Annotated in this window: 15 protein-coding genes and 2 pseudogenes; 6 read left to right on the forward strand and 11 right to left on the reverse strand. The window is 73.5% G+C overall.

Annotation, left to right across the window (positions count from 1 at the left end):
- The 3 genes and pseudogenes from ABZ914_RS29765 to ABZ914_RS29775 all read left to right on the forward strand — a co-directional run.
- Positions 1-1020 (forward strand): annotated as a pseudogene (locus ABZ914_RS29765) (hypothetical protein); the annotation flags it as partial.
- 134 nt (positions 1021-1154) lie between these two features.
- Positions 1155-2375: an MFS transporter gene (locus ABZ914_RS29770; RefSeq protein ID WP_500197229.1), complete on the forward strand. Its 1221-nt coding sequence runs from the start codon at positions 1155-1157 to the stop codon at positions 2373-2375.
- Positions 2376-2484: 109 nt separating this feature from the next.
- Positions 2485-2892, forward strand: coding sequence for a nitroreductase family deazaflavin-dependent oxidoreductase (locus ABZ914_RS29775; protein ID WP_500197230.1), 408 nt, complete (start codon positions 2485-2487; stop codon positions 2890-2892).
- 24 nt (positions 2893-2916) lie between these two features.
- On the opposite strand, the gene ABZ914_RS29780 is transcribed toward ABZ914_RS29775, so the two are convergent.
- Together ABZ914_RS29780 and ABZ914_RS29785 are read right to left on the reverse strand one after the other, a co-directional pair.
- Positions 2917-3432, reverse strand: coding sequence for a DUF488 domain-containing protein (locus tag ABZ914_RS29780; RefSeq protein WP_433246047.1), 516 nt, complete (start codon positions 3430-3432; stop codon positions 2917-2919).
- 86 nt (positions 3433-3518) lie between these two features.
- Positions 3519-6212, reverse strand: coding sequence for a DUF4132 domain-containing protein (locus ABZ914_RS29785; RefSeq protein ID WP_500197232.1), 2694 nt, complete (start codon positions 6210-6212; stop codon positions 3519-3521).
- 281 nt (positions 6213-6493) lie between these two features.
- Between ABZ914_RS29785 and ABZ914_RS29790 the strand changes: the two genes are divergently transcribed.
- The gene (locus ABZ914_RS29790) at positions 6494-7033 is read left to right on the forward strand and encodes a carbohydrate binding domain-containing protein (RefSeq protein ID WP_500197244.1); all 540 of its coding nucleotides are present in this window, start codon (positions 6494-6496) and stop codon (positions 7031-7033) included.
- Positions 7034-7234: 201 nt separating this feature from the next.
- On the opposite strand, the gene ABZ914_RS29795 is transcribed toward ABZ914_RS29790, so the two are convergent.
- The 4 genes from ABZ914_RS29795 to ABZ914_RS29810 all read right to left on the reverse strand — a co-directional run bounded on the left by ABZ914_RS29795 (position 7235) and on the right by ABZ914_RS29810 (position 10089).
- Positions 7235-7672, reverse strand: a complete 438-nt coding sequence (locus ABZ914_RS29795; protein WP_500197233.1) for a hypothetical protein — start codon at positions 7670-7672, stop codon at positions 7235-7237.
- A gap of 103 nt (positions 7673-7775) precedes the next feature.
- Positions 7776-8663: a hypothetical protein gene (locus ABZ914_RS29800; RefSeq protein ID WP_500197234.1), complete on the reverse strand. Its 888-nt coding sequence runs from the start codon at positions 8661-8663 to the stop codon at positions 7776-7778.
- A complete protein-coding gene (locus tag ABZ914_RS29805) occupies positions 8660-9181 on the reverse strand; it encodes an RNA polymerase sigma factor (RefSeq protein ID WP_500197236.1) in 522 nt (173 codons plus the stop codon). The genes ABZ914_RS29800 and ABZ914_RS29805 overlap by 4 nt, the downstream gene beginning before the upstream one ends.
- Before the next feature lie 68 nt (positions 9182-9249).
- The gene (locus ABZ914_RS29810) at positions 9250-10089 is read right to left on the reverse strand and encodes an alpha/beta fold hydrolase (RefSeq protein ID WP_500197238.1); all 840 of its coding nucleotides are present in this window, start codon (positions 10087-10089) and stop codon (positions 9250-9252) included.
- Positions 10090-10141: 52 nt separating this feature from the next.
- Between ABZ914_RS29810 and ABZ914_RS29815 the strand changes: the two genes are divergently transcribed.
- Positions 10142-10576 (forward strand): MarR family winged helix-turn-helix transcriptional regulator, encoded by a 435-nt coding sequence (locus tag ABZ914_RS29815; RefSeq protein ID WP_433246080.1) that lies wholly within the window; start codon positions 10142-10144, stop codon positions 10574-10576.
- A 116-nt stretch (positions 10577-10692) separates the two neighbouring features.
- On the opposite strand, the gene ABZ914_RS29820 is transcribed toward ABZ914_RS29815, so the two are convergent.
- The 4 genes from ABZ914_RS29820 to ABZ914_RS29835 are packed head-to-tail and all read right to left on the reverse strand — an operon-like array spanning position 10693 to position 13670.
- A complete protein-coding gene (locus ABZ914_RS29820) occupies positions 10693-11481 on the reverse strand; it encodes an SDR family NAD(P)-dependent oxidoreductase (RefSeq protein WP_190857002.1) in 789 nt (262 codons plus the stop codon).
- A complete protein-coding gene (locus tag ABZ914_RS29825; protein ID WP_500197241.1) occupies positions 11478-12278 on the reverse strand; it encodes an SDR family NAD(P)-dependent oxidoreductase in 801 nt (266 codons plus the stop codon). Before ABZ914_RS29825 ends, ABZ914_RS29820 begins: the two co-directional genes overlap by 4 nt.
- A complete protein-coding gene (locus tag ABZ914_RS29830; protein ID WP_190857004.1) occupies positions 12271-12513 on the reverse strand; it encodes a ferredoxin in 243 nt (80 codons plus the stop codon). The genes ABZ914_RS29825 and ABZ914_RS29830 overlap by 8 nt, the downstream gene beginning before the upstream one ends.
- Positions 12510-13670 carry a 3-ketosteroid-9-alpha-monooxygenase, oxygenase component gene (locus ABZ914_RS29835; protein WP_387022691.1) on the reverse strand — a complete coding sequence of 387 codons (1161 nt, stop codon included), beginning with the start codon at positions 13668-13670 and terminating at the stop codon, positions 12510-12512. Before ABZ914_RS29835 ends, ABZ914_RS29830 begins: the two co-directional genes overlap by 4 nt.
- Before the next feature lie 154 nt (positions 13671-13824).
- Between ABZ914_RS29835 and hsaA the strand changes: the two are divergent.
- Positions 13825-14976 (forward strand): annotated as a pseudogene (gene hsaA / locus ABZ914_RS29840) (3-hydroxy-9,10-secoandrosta-1,3,5(10)-triene-9,17-dione monooxygenase oxygenase subunit); the annotation flags it as partial.
- A gap of 139 nt (positions 14977-15115) precedes the next feature.
- Here hsaA and ABZ914_RS29845 read toward each other — a convergent pair.
- The coding region (locus ABZ914_RS29845) for an alpha/beta hydrolase (protein WP_500197242.1) at positions 15116-16203 on the reverse strand (1088 nt) is incomplete at its 5' end.

Consider the following 16203-nt stretch of genomic DNA (forward strand, 5'->3'; position numbering starts at 1 on the left):
GCGTCCGCCGCGTTGGGCTTCGGGATCGACGGGGAGGTCGGGGGGGCTATCGTCGGCGCGGAGGCGGCGCTCCCCGTGCCGCGGCCCCCGCGCACGGCCGCCGCGGCGGCCGACGCCCGCACCCGCGAGGCCGAGGCCCGTGCCGAGGCCGCCCGCGCGGAGGCCGCCGCCGCGATCGAGGAACTCCAGAAGGGCATGGCCGCCGCGAAGGCCAGCGTCGCCGCCGCGCAGGAGAGCGAGGCCGGCGCCTGGAAGGAGGCCGGCGCCGCCCAGCAGGCCCGCGCCACCGCCGCCAACGAGGCCGCCCAGGCCGACGGGCTCCGCAAGCACGCCGAGGCCGCGTGGCGGACCGAGCACCAGGCCCGCACCGACGCCGAGAACGAGCGCGACGCCCTCGCCGGCCGCCTCGCGGGCGAGCAGACCGCGCTCGCCACCGCGCACGCCGAGCTGAAGGAGGCCCGCGCCGAGCTCGACGAGGCGCGCTCCCGGCTCGACGCCGCCGCCGAGACCGAGCGGCGGCTGCGCGAGGAGCTGACCGCCGCGCAGGCCGAGGCCGCCCGCCTCACCGCCGAGCGCGAGTCCGCGACGGCCCGCGCCGACGAGCAGGCCGCGCGCGCCGACCGCGCCGAGAGGCTCGCCGACGAGACCGCCGCCCGCGCGGAGGGCGCCGACGCCCGCATCGAGCGGGCCGAGCGGCGCGCCGAGATCGCCGCCGAGCGCGCGGACCGGGACGCCGCCACCGTCCGCTCCCTCCAGGGCACGCTGCGCGCGGCCCTCGACCTCCCGGCCGTCGAGGAGCTCGGCGAGGGCCAGGGCGTCAAGGTCGGCGAGGCCGGCGCGGTCATCGCCAGGCCCGGCGGGCTGATCGGCGTCGAGCAGGTCCCGGACGTCCTCGACAGCGAGCTCGCCGCCCGGTTCGCGCGCGCCGTGCTGGCCGTCCGCGTCCACCAGGCCACCCAGCGGGCCCTGCAGGACACGGCCGCCGAGCCCTCTGAGGCGGACGACGGCGACGGGCCGTAGACCGCGCGCCCCTGGAGGGCTGGTCGCGGGAAACCGACGTCACCCATGTCGGCGTCGGGAATCCGCCAGCCCGGCTCCGGCGCCGCCTGTTGGCTGTGACGCGTCCCCGCGCTCCCGACCCCAGGACGGCACCGATGCGCACGGCCACTCCTCCGGCCACCGGCCGGATCGCCCCTCCCTCGTCCGGCTGGCCCGCGGTCCTCGCGGTCACGACCGGCATCTTCGCCATCGTCACCACCGAGATCCTGCCGATCGGCCTGCTGACCCCGATCGGGGCGGACTTCACCGTCTCCGACGGCACGGCCGGGCTGATGATGGCGATGCCCGGCTATGTCGCGGCCGCCGCAGCACCCGCCGTCACCGTCGCGACCGCGGGCGTCGACCGCCGCCGGATGCTGTGCGCCTTCATGTTCCTGCTGGCGTCCGCGAACGTCATCGCCGCCGCGGCACCCGCGTACTGGGCGGTGCTGCTGTCCAGGGTCCTCGTCGGGATCGTCATCGGCGGCTTCTGGTCGATCGGCGCCGGGCTGGCCGGCCGGCTCGTCCCCGCCCGGTCGGCGCGCAGGGCCACCGCGGTCGTGTTCTCGGCCGTCCCGCTGGGGTCGGTCGTCGGCGTGCCGCTGGGCACGCTGATCGGTGACCTCGCCGGATGGCGGGCCGGGTTCCTCATGCCGGGACTGCTGTCGGCCGGGGTGCTGGTCGCGCTCGTCCTGCTGCTGCCCCCGCTGCCCGCCGAACGGGCCGCGCGCCTCGGCGTCCTGCGCGGCATGCTCCGCGGCACCGGAACCCGGTCCGCCCTGCTGCTGACCTTCCTCATCGTCCTCGCGCACTTCGGCGCCTACACGTATGTGACGCCCTTCCTGGAAGGCGTCACGGACGTGCCGGCGGCGCGGATCACGCTCTTCCTGCTCGCGTACGGCGCCGCCGGGGTCGCGGGCACCTTCCTCGCGGGCACGGCCGCCGCCCGCCGCCCGCGTGCCGCGTTCGGGGCCGCCGGAGCCCTGATCGCCGTCGCCGTCCTGGCGCTGCCGTTCCTGGGACGTGCGGAACCGGGCGCCCTCGTGCTGCTCGTCGTCTGGGGGATCGGCTACGGCGCCGTCCCGGTCTGCTCGCAGGCGTGCTTCGCCCGGTCGGCCCCGGAGAGCCCGGAGGCGGCCTCGGTCCTGTTCACGGCGTCGTTCCAGGCGACCCTGTCGAGCGGCGCCCTGGTCGGAGGCGCCGTCCTGGACCACACGTCGGCGCGGACGGTCATGCTGCTCGGCGGCGCGACCGCCGCCGCCATGGCCGCGACCACCGTCCTGCTCGGGCGCCTGACCGGCGGCGACGAGAAAAGCGGGGAAATCTCCCCCGCTTAGGGTTGCCGGGTGGCGGGATGCGTGCCACGCTCAAGTGGGGAACGATTCCCCGCTTCGGCGCGGCGCGGCGCGGCTGCGGCGCCCGGACCCTTGCAGCGAAGGAGCGGTGATGGCCTCCGTCGAACTCCCGCCGAAGCTGGCACGGATGAGCCGCGGCCCGCTCCGGCTGCTCGGATGGGGTGTCCCGATGGGGCCGCTGGTCCTGCTGCGCACCCGCGGCAGGCGCAGCGGCCTGCCCCGCACCGCGCCGGTCGCCCTGCTGAAGTTCGAAGGGCGGCAGTGGCTCGTCTCGCCGTTCGGCGACACCCACTGGGTCCGCAACGCGCGCGCGGACGGCCGGGCGCGCCTCGGCCGCGGGCGGCGGCTCCGGCCGGTGCGCCTCACCGAGGTCGACGACGACCGCGCGCCCCGCGTGCTGCGCGCCTACCGGCGCAAGTTCCGGATCGTCCCGTTCGTGCGGGACGCGTTCGAGGCGCGGGAGGACCGCCCGGTGTTCCTCGTCGAACCGGAGCCCTGACCGGCCGCCGTCCTGCCACGCCCCCTACTCGCCGTCGTAGACGAGGAGGCCGTCGGGGCGGAGGCGGGCGCCGGACGTCGGCGGATGCCCGGTGAGCCGGCCGTCGTGGGCGAGGTGCAGCACCGGGCGGTCGCGGGCCAGGACGGCGAAGTCGGCGATGAGCCGCCGGTGGCAGCGCCACCAGACCGACTCGCTGCACATCACGGCCGTGGACGTCCCGTCGGCCTCCGGCAGCAGCTCGTCCATGGCGGCCACGAACTCCGGGTCGCGGGTGTGCCCGGCGTAGCCGCGGAACGAGTCGTTCCGCCAGAAGGTGTCGGGCGAGTCCGGCGCGGCCTTGCGGAAGCCGCCGAGCCGCTTGTCCCACCGGTAGCCGATCCCCTCCGCGGGCAGCCACTCGCGCAGCGCGTCGCGCTGCACGTCCGGGTTGCGGCGGCTGCCGGGCGCGGTCCGGACGTCCACCACGGACCGCACCCCGGCGCCGTGCAGCAGGCGCGCCAGCTCCTCCCGCCCCGCCGTCCCGTGCCCGAACGTCAGCAATGGCCGCTTCTCATCCACACTCCAGGATGAGCACAGGCCGCGAAGCCGCCGGCACAGGGGCCCTGATCAGGGGGCGGAGGCGAAGGTCACGTGTGGTTCGCGACGGTCTTCAGGGCGTAGAGGAGTTCGGACGCCGTGACGTCGTCCAGCTCGGCGAACGTGGCCTCCGACTTGTCGCCGCCGTAGTCGAAGGCGTCGTGGTCGGTGATCCAGACCCCTTCCAGCGTCTGCTCCTCCAGGCTCGCCGGAGACGTGGCGAGGAATCCCGGGTAGACGTCCAGGACGACCGTGTGCCCGGTCGGCGAGTCGAGCCGCATCGTGCTCTGCATGCCCCCGTCCCCGGACGGGCCGCGGCGCCAGCCCTCGCGTTCCAGCCTCAGCAGCGCGCCGACGCCGACCCGCGTCCCGGTGAAGCGCTCGATGCGGTCGCTCGCGCGCTCCCGCTCGGTGAGCGCGCCGACGGGCCTGCCGAGCTGCGGGAACGGCTGGAGGATCTCGTAGTCGGCGAACAGCTCGCTCCACGCGGCGACGGTCTCGCCGAGCCGCAGCGGATGCGCGACGAGGACCGACCCCGAGTCGGGCAGGGCGAGGGCCGCGTCGTCCACGCCGGCGAAGGAGCGGTCCTCGGCCACACGGAACGCGGTGACCGCGCCGGCCTCGTCCTCGGACAGCCAGACCAGGCGCCGGGCGAGGTGGCACGCGAGCGGATGCTCGGCGAAGAATCGGCGGAAGTCGGGGACGCTCCACCGGCGCTGCCGCGCCATCGCCCGCTCCATCCGCCGGACCAGGTCGGACGCGGCGCTCCGGACGTCCTTCTTCAGCCCGGCGAACGCCCGCCCGGCGGCCTCCGCGAGCTCGGGGTCGTCCTTCGCGCCCGGCTTCGGCAGCGACTTGCGCAGCCTGCCGGTGTCGTCGAACACGACGGGACGGAGCTGCTCGTCGAAACCCACCCGGAAGGAGCGCGGCCCGAAGTCGAGCGTCATGCCGCCCGAGGCGTCCAGCCCGAAGTCGGGGACCATCCGGTCGGCGAGCTGGTCCAGGGTGAGGCCGCGCGCCTCCGCGACCTGGGTGAGCAGCTTGCCCGCCTTGTTCTTCAGCCGCTTGGGCCGGGCCTTGTCCGCGACGAGGTGGAGTTGCAGGAGGGCGACGTCCGAACCGGACGCGGCGAGCACGTCGAGACCGTTCAGCGGCATCCTGATGTGGGACTGGCCGGTGGCGGCGCGTGCCAGCGCGCCGAGACGGCGCATCGTCTCGTCGTCGCCCGTCCAGCAGAGCTGCGCCCAGACCGCCCGCGACTCCTCCCCGATGGAGCGGCCGAGCTCGAACAGCGCCCAGCCGAACCGCGCGAGGGACACCGGGTCGAGCGCGTCCATCGCCTCCCGCAGCGGCGCGGTCGGGGGACGCTTCGGGGTCGCCTTGCCGAGCGCCGCGAGCAGGTTCGCGGTCGCCGCCTCCGGCAGCGCGTCCTCGCGGCCCCGCATGAGGATCTGCGGGAGGAGGGCGGTCGGGGCCCAGGGCAGGGCGCCGTCCTTCGCGGGCTTCCGGAGCGCCTTCGGGACGGCGCTCTCGGGCGCCTCCGGCAGCCGCGCCGCCTCGACGGCCTCGACCGCCGCACGGGCCCGGGCGTCCGGCGCCCGCGCCTCCAGCTCGGGATGAGCCCGCAGGTGCGCGCTGAGCAGCCGTCTCGCCTGGTCGGACTCCCCGGCGCGCTCCGCGAGGAGGCGGACGGCCCGGACCGGGAAGCGCTCGATCATCGCCGTCAGGGCGGCCAGCCCGCCCGGCCGGGCGGTGTCGCCCGCCACGAGCGCGAACGCCTCGTCGCCCGGCAGCAGCGACAGCACCTGGAAGATCGCCTTGCGCGCGCGGGCGTTGAACCCCGACCCGTGGATGATGTCGCGCACCTCCCAGTCGGTGTCCTTGAGCGCGGCGGCCAGGTGCCGGGCGAGCGCCGGCCCGACCCCCTCCGCCGCCGTGAGCAGGACGTCCAGGCCGACCTCGTTGTCGCCGAACCTCACCCGGTTCGCGCCGTGCAGCCTGGCGAGCTGCCGCGCCGACCCGAGCGAGCACCAGAGCAGCCTCGACGCGTCGGTCTCCGGCTCGGGCCGTTCCCGGACGCATTCGTCCACCCATTCCTCCTGGTCGGGAACCAGGAAGGCGACCACCAGGCGCTGCGGCCGCGCGGCGCGGTGCCCGGCGAGCGCCGCGACGGCGGCGGCGTGGTCGGCCTCGTCCGCGACCGCCAGCAGCGCGCGCGTCCGCCGCCCGGCCGGCCCCGTCGCCCACGGCAGCCGGTGCTCCGACCAGCCGCGGGCCTCCAGGACGTGGTCGCCGCTCAGCTCGTCCCGGCCGATGGCGAGGCCGTCCGCCTCCGCGCCCGCACGGGCCGCGAAGGCGAGCCCGTGCGCGACCGCCCACGCGTCGACCCAGGGCACGGCGTTCTCGACGGACCACGCGGCGGTCCAGTGGTCGTGGTCCTCGCCCCGGGACACGTGCGTCTCGACGAGGGCGACGGCGGCGGCGCCACGCGGGTCCGGCTCGCCGTCCAGGTACGCCCGCGCCGCCCGGACCGCGCCGGGGTCGCTGCCCAGGTGGCCCAGCATCCGGTCGACGGCGGCGCGGTTCCCGGCCAGCCGGTCGGCGATCCGTCCCGCGGCGGCCGGATCGACCGCCGGCGGCGGGCTCGGCACCGCCCCGCCGCGCCTGATCAGCAGTTCCGTGCGCAGCGCCGCGGGGATGTCGAGGACGTCCTCGTCGCCGGCCTCGGGGGGATGATCATTCATGCGGCCACGCTAGACGCCCCCGCCGACACCCAGGACCGCCTTCCCTTACCTCGTTGACCCCTTGTGGGACGCCCCATAAGGGCGCCCCCGCCCGCGCCACAGCGCGAACAAGATGATGGTAGTCGGCTTGCCAGTCCGGGTCACAGTCCTTGTCGATGTGTAACTACTTCACACACTTACGCACTTTTATCGACAGGTTAGTTGTTAACTAGATTCACACATGATCTAATCGGCGGTGATCGGCTTCCCCCCGACGAAAGGTGGAACCTTCCGTGAAATCGATGCGTCACTTCGTCGCCGCGCTGAGCGTGGCCGTCCTAGCGGTCGCCGGTAGCGGTGGTACCGCCCTGGCTGACCCGGCACCCGGCGAGATGCTCGGCGACTCGACCTTCACCAACAACACCGGCCAGTGGTGGGGCAACGACGTTGATATCCGCGCGACGAACGGAGAGCTCGAGGCCGACGTCCCGTCCGGCGGCTTCGGCGATCTCCCGGGCGGCATCGTCAACCCGTGGGACCGCTCGATCGGGTACTCGCCCCTGTCCTTTACGGGCCAGCAGCTCTACACGCTGTCCTTCGACGCCCGGGCCACCCGGGACGTGACCCTCGACGTGAGCGTCTACACCTACAACACCGGCCAGTACATCCCCTACTGGGACCGCCCAGTCGCGCTCACCACGACCACGCAGCACTTCGAAGTACCGGTCGCTATGTACTCCACCGCGGCCGAACGCAGTCTCGGCTTCCAAGTCGGCACGTACGGCCCCGCCTACCACCTCTACCTCGACAACATCTCGCTCGTCCCCGTCCAGAACGGCTGAGGCGACGTATGGACGCCGGGCATCCGGTTGCATCGCAGCTGAACCCGGAGCCCGGCGTCCCATCAAGCAGAAGGCACGCGGACGTCGCTAGAGATGCCGCCGATGCTCGCCCCTCATGCGGAAGACCGCGCCCCTTCGGAGAGACGCTCACGCCTCAGGAACCCCACGTGACCAGCAAGATCACCATCTACAGCTGGAGTACTAGTTGGGGATGACGTTCTCCGCGCCGAGCAGATGCTCGTACGGGTCGTCGTCGGCACCGATGGACTCGGGCATGTCGTAGTAGGTCTTGATCGTCAGGTCGCCGTTTTCGGCCCAGGCGAAGGTCTCGATGCTGTGGGTCCGCAGGGTCTTGCCGTTGGCCGTGAACAGGCACTCGATGACCCAGGCCATCTCATCTCCGTTGACGTGCGCGACGACCATGTTCATCTTGAGGTGCTCGTTGAACATGTCCCAGGCCTCAGAGGTGGCGTGCGCCAGCCCGTGCTTCTCCTTCGTCCCCACGGGGTCGAACATGCGGACCTCGCCCTGCGCGAGCGTGGCCCAGGAGGCGAGCCATTCCTCGCGCCGTCCTTCGTTCCAGTAGGCACAGTGGATTCGAGCGTGCGCACGCCGCGCCTCGCGGGACGGAACACCCATCAGGCCTCCTTGACGTAACCGGGGATGCCGACAGTAGGCCAGAAACTGGACAGGTGTCCAGCAACACCTGTCAGCGACCGGCCCAGGTGATCGTCAAAGCGCGTCAGTTGTCCGGGACGGGTTCGGGGTCGCCCTTCTCCGGGGTGACGAGGAGCCCGACCGAGTCCGAGCTGCGCATCCAGGCGCCGGTGATCCGGCGGTCGCCGGCGGGACGCCAGTTCGCGGGCGGGTCCCAGCCGCCGCCGGAGAGGTCGGGCTTGAACTCGCCGAGGAAGAAGGCCCAGGTCAGGCCGCGGCGGTCGAGGTCGGCGAGGGCCTGGCGGACGGTGCGTCCGGTGAGCCGCAGGCTCTTCGGGCGGTCGCCGGGCGCGGCGTAGGCGTCCTGGTAGACCTCGCCGGGACGGGCCTTGCGGCCGAGGACGATGTCGGCGCCCTCCAGGTGGAACATCGCGCCGCCGAGCTTGACGCGGAGCGGGCAGGTGCCCTGGTCGGCCGGGCATTTCAGGTCGGTGTCGGACGTGCCGGTCACGCCGCCCGGTGGCAGGTCGCCGCTCGGGGCGTGCAGCGAGCCGACGCGGATGATCCGGCGTTCCTCGCCCGGGGAGACCGGCACGATCCGCAGCCGGACGTCCAGCCCGAACCTCGCGAACGCCTCGCGGAACTCGCGCTGGTCGGCGTAGGCGTCCTTGACCTCGACCTCGTACTCGTGGTCGCCCGTCACGTCGATCCGCACGGCGGCGTTGGCGTAGCTGCGCAGCGGGCCGGCGTCGCGGGCCGGAAGGATGATGAGCGCCGCGGCGGCGGCGACGGCCACGGCGGCGGCGACCGCGAAGCGCAGTCGCATGCGTGGGCGGAAGCGGCGGCGCGGGGCCGGGGCGGTCTCCGCGGTGATGGCGGCCAGCAGGGCGCGGGAACCCTCGTCCTGCGCGGGGATGTCGTCTTCGCGGACGGGGTTCAGGGACGCCACGAGGTCGTCGACCGGGTACGTCATGCCAGTTCGCTCCTCAGGACGGGCCTGCCCGGCCCCGGTTGGTCGACGCCGGCGGCGCGCAGAGCGCGCGCGAAGCGTTTGCGGGCGCGGTGGAGGCGGATGCTCACGGCGTTGCGGGAGCAGCCGAGCACCGCCGCGATCTCGGGGACGGTCAGGCCCTCCCACGCGACGAGGGTGAGCAGTTCGCGGTCCCGTTCGGGGAGGGTGGCGAACACCTCGGCCACGGGGGAGTCGTCGTCGTGGACGGGCGCCGTCAGCCCCGCGCGCAGCGCCGCCGTCTTGTGCGCGTGGCGCTGGACGCCGCGCCGGTGGTTGGCGAGGACGCGGCGCGCCACCCCGTACAGCCACAGCCGGGCGCCGTCGCCGGGCGGGATGTCGTCGGCGCGCCGCCAGGCGATCGTGAAGGTCTCGGCGACGACGTCGGCGGCGTCCTCGGGGGTGTCGCAGCGGCGCAGCGCGTACCCGAGCAGCCCTCGGTAGGTCGTCGCGTAGACGGCCGCGAACTCCTCTTTATCCATGTAGGGGGATCCTCCGCATGTGGCCTCCTCGGGGGTCACCTGCACATGTCATGAGATCCCCGGATCTTTCACCCCGCGAAGGACGCGATGCGCGACCACACGCGGGACGGCTGCTCCTCCTGGGCGAAGTGCCCGGCGTCCTCGACGATCGCCGTCGTGAGGTCGCGGACGCCGGCGGCGCGGAAGCCGCGCGCGTAGGCGTCGACGTCGCCGCCCTCGCGGTCGCCGCGCAGGTAGAGCAGCGGGGTGGAGACGGGGCCGGTGCAGGCGGTGTTGTCCTCGGCGTCCTGGGCGAACGCGCGGTAGAGGTCGAAGCCGGCGGTGAGCGCGGCGCCGGTGCCGTAGGCGGCGGCGTGCGCGGCCCGCGATTCCGGCGTGATCCTGGACGGGTCGGCGGACAGCACGTCGTAGAAGTAGTCGAAGTACTCGCGCTCGCGGCCCCGGACGAGTGCCTCGGGCAGCGCCGGGACGGCGTGCAGGCCGAAGTGCCAGACGCGGGGGTTGTGCAGGACGTCCTCCCACGGGTCCAGGCCGGGGATCACCGTGTTCATGATGACGACACGGGCGGCGGCGTGGTGGCGCAGGTACGCGTAGGCGATCATGCCTCCGGCGTCGTGGCCGACCAGGGTGAGGTCGGCGAGGCCGAGGCGCTCGACCAGGCCGTGGACGAGCGAGGCGAGCTCGCGCTTGGAGCCGCCGCCGACCGCTCCGGTGGACGCGCCGATGCCGGGGAGGTCGATGGCGATCAGCCGGGCGTCGGGCGGCGCGGCCGCCATGACGCCCGTCCACGTCCGCCACGACTCGGGCCAGCCGTGCAGGAACAGGAACGGCCGGCCGCCGGGGTCGCCGGACTCGGCGAGGTGCAGGCAGTGGCCGTCGATCGGGACGCGGGCATGGCGGATTGACATGTCCCATGTCTATCAAAAGACATGAGGCATGTCCACTAACTAGGATGGGATCATGAACGCGTACGAGCGGGGAACCGGCTTCCTCCTGGCCCGGCTGGGCTCGCTGACGGCGCGGTCGTGGACCGCGTTCCTCGCCGCGCACGACCTGACGCAGGGGCAGTACGCGGTGCTGGTGATGCTCGACGAGCACGGACCGCAGGGGCAGCGGCGGCTCGCCGGGCTCGTCGCCGTGGACGCCCGCAACCTCGTCGCGGTGCTCGACTCGCTGGCCCGGCGCGGCCTCGTGGAGCGGCGCCCGGACGAGGCGGACAGGCGCCGCCGCACCGTCGCGCTCACCGACCGGGGCAAGGCGCTCGTCACGGCGATCGCCGACGCGGCGGCCGAGGAGCAGGACGGGTTCCTCAGCGCCCTCGACCCGGCGGAACGCGCCCAGCTCAACCAGCTACTCAGGCGCCTCTACGCATCGCACGTCGACGGCCCCGCATGACGGACAGCCGCTTCGTCAAGCGGCCCGCGACGACACGGCGCCCCGCATGACGACGGCCGCCCCGCATGACGACGGCCGCCCCGGAGAAGCGGGGCGGCCGGAAGGAAGGGGACGGGTCAGGACGGCTCGGGGAGCATCCGCTTCATGGCCTCGTGGGCGCCCGCGACCAGCTCGTTGCGGGGGAAGCCGTTGCGCTTCTGAGCGGCCCTGTAGTTGCCGCCGGCGACCCAGACCGGCCCGTCGGGCAGGTGCTCCAGGCCCTCGCGGGCGATGTCGTCGGGTTCGGCGACGTTCAGGCCCGGGATGTCCATGTTGAGGCCGGCGCGTTCCATCGCCGGGGTGCGGGTGACGCCGAGGACGAGCTCCAGCACGTCCACGCCGTGCTCGCGCAGCTCCAGCCAGAGCCCCTCGGCGAACACGCGGCCGAACGCCTTCACCGCCGAGTAGATGCTGATCTGCGGCTGCCCCATGTAGCCGGCGAGCGAGCCGACCAGCAGGATCCCGCCCCGCCCGCGCTCCTTCATCAGCGCGCCGAAGTGGTGCGTCAGCGACAGCTGCGCGGTGATGTTCAGGTCGATGACGCCCTGGAAGCGGTCCAGGTCGCCGGACACGAACTCGTGGCCGTAGCTGTTGGCGCCCGCGTTGAAGACCAGGAGGCCGACGTCCAGGCCGTCGGTGACCTCGCGGATCCGCTTCAGCGGGTCCGGGGCGACGAGGTCCAGCTCGAGGGTGCGGACCTCCACGCCCTTGGCGCGGACCTCCTCGGCGGTGCGCTCCAGCGGCCCGGGCTTGCGGGCGATCAGCACGAGGTTCAGCCCCGCGTCGGCCAGCCGGTGGGCGAAGGCGGAGCCGACGCCCTCGGAGCCGCCGGCGATGACGGCCCACGGGCCATAGCGGTCGATCATTGTTCTCCGTCCAGGTCCGGGGTCCAGGCGACGCCGTTGATGTGCGAGCCGCCGTCCACGAACAGGGTGTTTCCGGTCAGGTAGCGGGCGCCGTCGGAGGCCAGGAACAGCACGACCGGCGCGATGTCGGTCTCGGGGTCCCCGAGGCGGCCCATGGGGTTGGCCCGGTCCGCGGCGGCCTCGATCTCGGGATGCTCGGCCGCCATCCGGCGGAACGCGGCGCTCTTCGCGCCCGGGCAGACGGCGTTGACGACGACGCCCGTCGGCGCCCACTCGCGGGCGGCCGTGCGGGTCAGCGCGCGCAGCGCCTCCTTCGCCGAGTTGTACTCCAGGGTGCCCATGTGCGCGTTGACGCCGTTCAGCGAGCACATGTTGATGACGCGGCCCCAGCCCTGCTCCTTCATGTGCGGGAACGCGGCGCGCATCGCCCAGAACGGGCCGTAGTAGCCCATCGCGAAGCCGCGGGCGAGGTTCTCGTCGGTCTTGGTCTCGACGCGGCTGACGGTCCCGGCGCCCCACGCGTTGTTGACCAGGACGTCCACGCCGCCCCACAGGTCGGCGCAGAAGGCCACCATCGCCTCGACCTGGTCGCGGTCGGTCACGTCGGTCGGGACGAACCGGGCGTCCGCCCCGAACTCCTCGGCCAGCTCCCACGCGACCCGCTCGCCCGTCTCGGCGTTCAGCTCGGCGACCAGGACGCGGGCGCCCTCCGCGGCGAACCGGCGGGCGATGCCGCGCCCGATGCCGTCGCCGGCGCCCGTCACGATCGCGGACCGGCCGGCCAGCGCGTCACTCATCGATCACCGTGATCGACCCGGTCAGCGCGGCCTCCTGGATCGCCGAGCGCAGCGCCGGGCAGGTCTCGTGCGGGTCCGCGGCGAGCTCGGGGCACGCGGCGCGGGCCTGCGCGGTCCACTGGATGCTCGTCTGCTCCCAGCTCGACTTGCGCACCAGCACCTCGGCGGCGCACCGGCGGCAGCGGACGGGCAGCAGCGGCCCGTCCACCAGCCGCTCGTCCTGGCGGATCGTCACGCCGAGGCCCCTTCGGCGGCCCGCCGCGCGAGGTTCTCCTCGACCTCCTTCTCCCACGACTCGACCGGCCGCGTCGTGTCGATCTCGAACTCGAACCGGTCGGTCATCTCCGGCCGCACGTCGGCGACGTCCACGTAGAACTGCTGGTACCAGCGGCGCAGCTGGTAGACCGGGCCGTCCTCCTCGCACAGCAGCGGGTTGTCGATCCGGGCCTTGCGCTTCCAGATCGCGACGTCCTGCTCGAAGCCGGTGAGGATGAAGTTCGACAGCTTCTCGGCGGTGGCCTCGGCGACCTCCGGCGGCAGCTTGTCGCTGTGCTGGACGATGATCCCCGAGTGCAGCGAGAACGAGTTCTCGTCGATCGGGTAGTGGCAGTTGATCAGCACGGAGTGCAGGTCGTAGCCCTCGTAGTGGTACGTCAGCTCGTCGATCATGAAGGACGGCCCGTGGTAGGACGCGACGGAGCTGTTGCCGAGCATCCGCGGCCCGCCCCGGCCGCTCGCCTCGCGGCGGGCGTCCGGCCGGCTCTTGCCCTTCATGATCTGCGTCGCGACCTGGCCCTCGAAGATGTTCTTGAAGTACGTCGGGAACGAGTTGTGGATGTAGAAGAAGTGCGCCATGTCGACGACGTTGTCGATGATCTCGCGGCAGTTGGTGTGGACGACCTGCTCCGTCCAGCGCCAGTCCGTCCAGTCGTCGCGCGTGGCGCCCTCGATCTCCGGGATCGTCACGTCGTCCGGCGGCTGCTTGCCCTCCGGGTCGTTCCAGACGAACAGGAGCAGGTTCTTCTCCATCGTCGGCCACGACGCCGTGCGCGCGCGCAGCGGCACGCGACGCGCGTACGGGATCTTCTTGCAGCGCCCGTCGCCGCCCCAGCGCCAGTCGTGGAACGGGCAGGCGATCTCGTTGCCCTTCACGGTGCCGTCCGACAGGTCGCCGCCCATGTGCCGGCAGTAGCCGTCCAGGACGTTGGTCTTGCCGTCCTCGCCGGTGAAGACCACGAGCTTCTGCCCGAACGCGTTGACCGTGTGGGGCTTGCCGTCCTTGAACTTCTCGGCCGGCCCGAGGCAGTGCCATCCCCGGGCGAAACGGGAGGAGATGGCCTCCGCCTCGATCTTGCGGACGGCGTCCGACTCGGTTGCTGTCACGTGGATCATCCCTTCAGCGATGGACGGGTGATTCGAACGGTAGGTCGCGGGCCGCGGTCCGGTCCCGGAAGTCTCGGTGGCCGGGACGCGCGTCCCCGCGGCGGCACGGTGACATGGTGTCCTGCGAGGGCCGGACCAGAAAAGACGGGAGCGAGGAGCGGGCATGAGCAACGAGGTCCTGGAAGCCGTGCGGGAGCTGCTGCCGGGCATCGCCGAGCGGGCCCGGTCCGTGGACGAGAAGGGCCGCATCCCGGCCGAGACGATGAAGGAGCTGACCGCCGCCGGGGTGTTCCGGATGCTGCAGCCGACCCGCTACGGCGGCGCGGAGGACGACCCGGTCGCCTTCTACGAGGTGGTCAGGGCCGTCTCCGGGGCCTGCGGCTCGACCGGCTGGGTGACCGCCGTCCTCGGCGTCCACTCCTGGCATCTCGGGCTGTTCCCGGACGAGGCGCAGCAGGAGGTGTGGGAGCCGGGGCCGGACGTGCTGGTCGCCTCGTCGTACGCGCCGATCGGCCGGCTCACCCCCGTGGACGGCGGGTTCGAGGTGTCGGGGCGGTGGGCGTTCTCGTCCGGCTGCGAGTTCGCGGACTGGGCGCTGCTCGGCGGCCTCGTCGTCGGCGCGGAGGGCCGCCCGGTCGACTTCATGACCGTGCTGGTCCCGCGGACGGACTACGAGATCCGCCGGGTGTGGGACTCGATGGGGCTGCGCGGCACCGCCAGCGACGACATCGTGGTGGAGCGGGCGTTCGTGCCCGCGCACCGCGCGATGCGCAACTTCGACCAGGCGCAGCTGCGCACCGCGGGCCGGAAGGTCAACACCGGGCCGCTGTACCGGCTGCCGTTCGGCACGATCTTCACCACGACGGTCGCGGCGAGCGTGATCGGCATGGCGGCGGGCTGCCACGACCTGTACGTGCAGCGGATGCGCGACCGGATCCGGCTGAGCCTCGGCGGCGGCCGGTTCGTCGAGGACCAGTTCGCGCAGGTGTCGGTGGCGCGGGCGGCGTCGGAGATCGACGCGGCGATCCTGCAGACCGACCGGAACGTCCGGGAGATCTACGCCTACGCGGTCCGCAACGAGAAGATCCCGATGGAGCTGCGGCTGCGCGCGCGCCGCGACCAGGTGCGCGGCACCGAGCGGGCCATCGAGGCGATCGACATCCTGTTCAAGACGGCGGGCGGCAACTCGCTGCACCGCGGCAACGTGATCGAGCGGGCCTGGCGGGACGCGCACGCGGGCAGCGTGCACGTCGCGAACGACGTCGAGCACGCCCTGTCGATGTACGGCCGCGGCGAGTTCGGCCTGGCCGTCGAGGACAACCTCGTCTGCCGCGGGGGGAGGCCGGCGCGCCGGCCCGCGTGCACGGCCGGCGCGCCGGTCCGAGAGCACGGCCGGCGCCCTGGACGAGCGAACCGGCGTGCCGCCCCGGCGAGGGGACGGCACGCCGGATCCGTCAGCAGGCGCCGGACGGTGTGCGGCCCGACTGCACCGCCTGGACGAACTTCAGGGCGTCGTCGAAGGACGCCTCGATGCTGGCGCGGTGGTCGGCGCCCTGGTACTCGCGGTAGGAGATGTCCGGGTACCGCTTGCACAGGTCGGCGATGAGGCCCTTCGTCGCGGCGGGCGAGACCGACGTGTCCGCCGTCCCCTGCGCGACGAGGGTCGGGACGCGCAGGTCGAGGCGGCTGGGCTCCTGCGTGTCGAAGTACGTCTCGAACGCGGTCAGGTCGGCGTCCGGCCGGAAGACCCCGCTCAGCGGGATCGCCGACCCGGCCTCCCTCAGCTGGGCGAGGCACGCGTCGCGCTGCCCGGATTCCAGGACCTTCGCGGCCGCCGGGGTCAGCAGGTCCTCCGGGTGGAACGACGGGTTCGCCGCCTTCGCCCCGTTCAGCAGGACGAACAGGAACGGCAGCGCCAGTTCGGCACCGGGGTACTGCGCCTGGACGTACTGCGCCGTCTCGGCCATGTGCGACCCCGGCGCGATCGACACGGCGCCCTTCAGCCGCACGTCGCCGGCCTTCTCCGCGGCTGCGGTGAACAGCGCGGCCTGGCCGCCCTGGCTGTGGCCCGCGACGTAGAAGTTCCGCCCGATGTGCGGGTCGACGCGGTGCGCGGCCCGGACGATGTCGAGGACGGTGTTCGCCTCGCTGGCCCCGTTCATGTACGGGTGCCCGCCCGGCGTCCCCAGGCCCTCGTAGTCGGTCTGGACGACGGCGAACCCGCGCGCCGCCCACTTGTCGAGGTAGCCCTCGGTGATCGACAGGTAGTCGTGCGCCGGGCCGGCGGCGGTGTCGCGGGACGGCGCGCAGGCGTCGGCGGTGCCGGTGGTGCCGTGCGCCCAGCTGATCACGGGCCAGCCGCCGCGCGGCGCCTTGCCCTTCGGCACGGCGACGGTGCCCGTCACCGTGATCCGCTTGCCGCCGACGCCCTCCGAGACGTAGGAGATCGCGCGGGTGGAGGACGCGGACGGCAGGGCCGCCGCGGTGTGCAGCGGCCGGCTCGAAAGCAGCGTCCCGCGCCGCCCCGCGTCGGCGTGGGCGG

Source organism: Spirillospora sp. NPDC046719 (assembly GCF_040645715.1).
Classification (GTDB): domain Bacteria; phylum Actinomycetota; class Actinomycetes; order Streptosporangiales; family Streptosporangiaceae; genus Spirillospora.

What these genes read in the sequence shown, in the direction of transcription:
- ABZ914_RS29770 (WP_500197229.1), top strand. Translation starts at nt 1,155, where the DNA reads ATGCGCACGGCCACTCCTCCGGCCACCGGCCGGATCGCCCCTCCCTCG.
- ABZ914_RS29775 (WP_500197230.1), top strand. Translation starts at nt 2,485, where the DNA reads ATGGCCTCCGTCGAACTCCCGCCGAAGCTGGCACGGATGAGCCGCGGC.
- ABZ914_RS29785 (WP_500197232.1), bottom strand. Translation starts at nt 6,212, where the DNA reads ATGAATGATCATCCCCCCGAGGCCGGCGACGAGGACGTCCTCGACATC.
- ABZ914_RS29790 (WP_500197244.1), top strand. Translation starts at nt 6,494, where the DNA reads ATGCGTCACTTCGTCGCCGCGCTGAGCGTGGCCGTCCTAGCGGTCGCC.
- ABZ914_RS29795 (WP_500197233.1), bottom strand. Translation starts at nt 7,672, where the DNA reads ATGGGTGTTCCGTCCCGCGAGGCGCGGCGTGCGCACGCTCGAATCCAC.
- ABZ914_RS29800 (WP_500197234.1), bottom strand. Translation starts at nt 8,663, where the DNA reads ATGACGTACCCGGTCGACGACCTCGTGGCGTCCCTGAACCCCGTCCGC.
- ABZ914_RS29805 (WP_500197236.1), bottom strand. Translation starts at nt 9,181, where the DNA reads ATGGATAAAGAGGAGTTCGCGGCCGTCTACGCGACGACCTACCGAGGG.
- ABZ914_RS29810 (WP_500197238.1), bottom strand. Translation starts at nt 10,089, where the DNA reads ATGTCAATCCGCCATGCCCGCGTCCCGATCGACGGCCACTGCCTGCAC.
- ABZ914_RS29815 (WP_433246080.1), top strand. Translation starts at nt 10,142, where the DNA reads ATGAACGCGTACGAGCGGGGAACCGGCTTCCTCCTGGCCCGGCTGGGC.
- ABZ914_RS29820 (WP_190857002.1), bottom strand. Translation starts at nt 11,481, where the DNA reads ATGATCGACCGCTATGGCCCGTGGGCCGTCATCGCCGGCGGCTCCGAG.
- ABZ914_RS29825 (WP_500197241.1), bottom strand. Translation starts at nt 12,278, where the DNA reads ATGAGTGACGCGCTGGCCGGCCGGTCCGCGATCGTGACGGGCGCCGGC.
- ABZ914_RS29835 (WP_387022691.1), bottom strand. Translation starts at nt 13,670, where the DNA reads ATGATCCACGTGACAGCAACCGAGTCGGACGCCGTCCGCAAGATCGAG.